This is a genomic window from Ideonella sp. P3_A4 (genome assembly GCF_056403075.1).
This window is the reverse complement of sequence record NZ_JBFUGE010000669.1, coordinates 1-3,096: the sequence shown is the minus strand read 5'-3', so window position 1 is coordinate 3,096 and position 3,096 is coordinate 1. Positions and strand designations below refer to the sequence as shown.

Here is a 3,096-nt window from a genome sequence, read left to right as displayed (position 1 = left end):
CAGCTGGCCCAGGCCTTTGACGGTGTTGGTGAACACCTTGGCATTCAGGTCCTGCAGCTTGCTGGCGCAGCGAAGCTTGCGCACAGCGTCCTGGTAGTCGTCGAGGATGATGATGTTCACGCCCCCGATTTTGCACCGGGGGTTCGGCCCTCCCGGGCCGCCAGCCGTCAGCGAATGTAGCCGCCGGCTCGGGGTTCGTTGGCCATCGCCTCCCAGGGGGCGGGCATGGTGGGCGGCAACGTGGCGCCGGGGTCGAAGCCAAAGGCCTCGGGGAAGATGCTGTCGAGGCTGCGGTAAAGCTCGGCACGCAGGCCGCGGTGCAGGCGGCCGTCGTCCTGGCTCAGGGCGCGCAGCACCGGGCCGCGCAGGATCCACAGATCGATCGGGTCGCTGGCCAGGCGGACCTGGTTGCGCAGCCATTCGCCCTTGCGGTCTTCGAGCGGAACGGTGGCGCGCAGGAACAACGTTTTCATTTCGACGAAGGCTCGTCGGGCGGCGATTCGCGCGGCGCGGTCCTGTGGCAACCCGCCGTGGCCGAAACCGGTGTCGAGGACCGTGTCGTAGGCCGTGTCGTCGAAATCGGGTCTCTTGGTGCTCACGGGGTACCTCCGTACTGCGCTGCGGTCGTCCACTGGGCGTCTTATGCGTCGAACCCTTGCCCCTGCCGCGGTGCGGAAGCGGTGGTGGTTCGCTTGGTGCTGATCGGGAAATGCCGGTTCACGAGTTGCAGGCGCCGATCGGCCTCACCCTGGCTGCGGTAGCGCGCCACCATGCTGTACAGGTCGGCCCGCAGGTGCCACAGCTCACGCAATGAGCGGGCTGATTGGCCACGGCGGCGCAGGTCGCAGGCGTCTTCGGTCGTCAGGTCGGCCAAGGAGTTGGCGAAGTCACGCCGGGCGTCGTCCAGCGTCTGGGTGCGGCGTTCGGCAGGCTGCTGCTGGCCCGGGCGCAGCCAGCTCCACAGCGCCTTCCATACCGGCTCGGCCTGGCCCCAGACCGCGGGCGGGCGGATGGATGTACGGCTGGGCAGCGTGCTGGTGGCAGGGGCTGAGCTCAGGATGCGTCGGAAGAGGCGGGGGGCCTTCATCTCCCTTACATCGGACATCGCGGCATTCAACATGAGGCCATTGTTGGACTGAGGCACCAGACGGAAGCCTTGAAAAGGCGCTTAAGTGCCGGCTTGTTTCGAGTCGTGTCGGCGAAATGACAGCTTGGCTGGTTCGGCTGGCCTGGTTGGTTGAGACGCTTGCCGCCGGGCAAAGGGTGCTGGAAACTGCCGCTGCCTTGTCGGCACCGTCCGACAGCCGAACCCGCCAGGTGCCGATGGCGCCAAGGCACACTGCTTCTTAGCCTGCCGGAGGAATAAGGCGCCCGATGACGACGTCCGAAGCGATCAACCAGCCACCTTCCACCAAGCCAGCAGACCCTCCCGCCAAGCCGCGCCGCCCGCGGCCGGGCTGGGTCACCGCGCTCGGATTGCGAGCCCGGGCGTGGTGGGACGACGCCTTGGTGACACTGCAGTTCATCGGCGAGGTGTTGTTGTCGGTCAAGCGCCTGTTCGCGGGCAAGGCGGCGATGCGCTGGAGCGACCTGTTCTGGCAGATCGAGCAGGCCGGGCCGCGCAGTGTGGCGATCGTGGCGCTGGTCAGCGGGATGGTCGGGGTGATCCTGGCTTACATGGGCGCCGTGCAGCTGCAGCGCGTCGGGGCGCAGGCCTTCATCGCCGACCTGGTCACCATCGGCGCGGTGCGCGAGGTGGCGGCGCTGATGACCGGCGTGATCCTGTCCGGCCGCCTGGGCGCGGCTTTCGCGGCGCAGCTGGGCAGCATGCAGGCCAACGAAGAGATCGACGCCTTGCGCGCGCTGGGCATCGACCCGGTCGACCACCTGGTGCTGCCGCGCATGCTGGCACTGCTGATGATGGCGCCGCTGTTGACTGCCTTTGCGGCGTTGACGTCGATCATGGCCGGTGGCCTGGTGGCGCTGGTCATCTTTGGGGTGCCGCCGACGGAATACCTGTACAAGTGCCAGGACGCGTTGACCCTGCCGCATGTCTGGATCGGGCTCGGCAAGGGCACGGTGTACTGCCTGCTGGTCGCGTTGTCCGGCTGCCGCCAGGGCCTGAACGCCGGGCGCAGCGCCCAAGCGGTGGGAACGGCGGTGACCTCGTCGGTGGTGCAGTCCATCGTCTGGATCGTCGTGGCCGCCTCGGCGCTGACGATCGCCTTCCAGCGGCTGGATTGGTGATGGACAACGCAAGCACGCCGACACCAGCCCGGCCCGAGGGTGAGGCCCAGGTCAAGGTCGAGGGCCTGACGATGGCGTTTGGCGCCAAGGTGGTCCAGCGCGACCTGAACTTCGAGATCAACAGTGGCGAGGTACTGGCCATCGTCGGCGCCAGCGGCTGCGGCAAGAGCACTTTGCTGCGCACCCTGATCGGGCTGCAGACGCCGTCTGCCGGCCGGGTTTGCTACGGTGGCGACAGCATCCACGGCGACGATGTCGAGCGGCAGTCGCGCCTGCGTCGGCGCTTTGGCGTGGCCTTCCAGTCCGGCGCGCTGTGGAGTTCGATGAGCGTCGGCGAAAACGTGATGCTGCCGATGGAGATGTTCTCCAAGGCCGACGCCAGCGAGCGCGAGCAGCAGGCCCGCGCCAAGCTCGAGTTGGTGGGCCTGGCCGACCAGTTCGACGCTGAACCGCCGGCGCTGAGCGGGGGCATGCGCAAGCGCGCGGCGATTGCGCGTGCGCTGGCGCTGGACCCCGAATTGCTCTACCTCGACGAGCCTTCGGCCGGGCTGGACCCGGTAACCTCGGCGCAGCTGGACGAGCTGATCCTGCAGCTGCGCGACGGGCAGGGCACGACGGTGGTGCTGGTCTCGCACGAACTGCACAGCATCTTCACGGTGGCCGACCGGCTGCTTTTCCTGGACGCCGACGAAAAAACAATGACCGCACTCGATGCGCCCAAGGCGCTGTTGGAACATGGGCCTGAGAAGGTACGGCAGTTCCTCAACCGGGGCCGGGTGTCCTGTCCCACAAATAACTGCCAATGAGATTCGACCAGATGGTGATGATCGTGCGTTCGGACGGCTGGGT

General features: G+C 67.4%; 4 protein-coding genes and 1 pseudogene. 2 read left to right on the top strand and 3 right to left on the bottom strand.

The genetic code is table 11. From position 1 onward, the window contains the following. From AC1DYI_RS30865 to AC1DYI_RS30855, 3 genes and pseudogenes are all read right to left on the bottom strand, one after another. A pseudogene (locus AC1DYI_RS30865) lies at positions 1-120 on the bottom strand (D-2-hydroxyacid dehydrogenase family protein); the annotation flags it as partial. A gap of 47 nt (positions 121-167) precedes the next feature. Further along, positions 168-599, bottom strand: a complete 432-nt coding sequence (locus tag AC1DYI_RS30860) for a hypothetical protein (protein ID WP_477207932.1) — start codon at positions 597-599, stop codon at positions 168-170. Positions 600-640: 41 nt separating this feature from the next. Then, positions 641-1,087, bottom strand: coding sequence for a hypothetical protein (locus tag AC1DYI_RS30855; RefSeq protein WP_477207931.1), 447 nt, complete (start codon positions 1,085-1,087; stop codon positions 641-643). A 287-nt stretch (positions 1,088-1,374) separates the two neighbouring features. Between AC1DYI_RS30855 and AC1DYI_RS30850 the strand changes: the two genes are divergently transcribed. Together AC1DYI_RS30850 and AC1DYI_RS30845 are read left to right on the top strand one after the other, a co-directional pair. Further along, complete coding sequence (locus AC1DYI_RS30850) at positions 1,375-2,247, top strand: MlaE family ABC transporter permease (protein ID WP_477207930.1); 873 nt, start codon at positions 1,375-1,377, stop codon at positions 2,245-2,247. Continuing rightward, positions 2,247-3,053 (top strand): ABC transporter ATP-binding protein, encoded by an 807-nt coding sequence (locus tag AC1DYI_RS30845; RefSeq protein WP_477207929.1) that lies wholly within the window; start codon positions 2,247-2,249, stop codon positions 3,051-3,053. The genes AC1DYI_RS30850 and AC1DYI_RS30845 overlap by 1 nt, the downstream gene beginning before the upstream one ends. Positions 3,054-3,096 lie beyond the last annotated feature (43 nt).